The sequence below is a fragment of the Psychrobacter sp. CAL346-MNA-CIBAN-0220 genome (assembly GCF_040309805.1).
GTDB lineage: Bacteria > Pseudomonadota > Gammaproteobacteria > Pseudomonadales > Moraxellaceae > Psychrobacter.
In genome coordinates this window covers 1-235 of sequence record NZ_JBEOPF010000735.1, presented here as the reverse complement: position 1 = coordinate 235, position 235 = coordinate 1, and the positions used below count along the sequence as shown (strand labels likewise).

Sequence of the window (235 nt, the reverse complement as noted above, 5' to 3'; positions counted from 1 at the left end):
CATTAGATTCATGCGTGCATGTTCATGTGGTGCCGTACGATCAAGTGTTTGCTGAGCAAGTATTTGCACCCGATTCCGAGCAAGCAAATGCCTATAGAGCGGTGGCGCAACGGATAGATGAGTATGTACTCGGCAATATAGGCGTACCTGATCTTATTCTAGCCAATATCTACAAAATCAACTGCATAATGGCGTATAGCCAATTAACAAATATCATCAATGTATTGCATACGGC

General features: G+C 43.0%; 1 pseudogene. It reads left to right on the top strand.

From position 1 onward, the window contains the following. Positions 1–235: pseudogene (locus AAEY88_RS15510) on the top strand (glycosyltransferase); the annotation flags it as partial.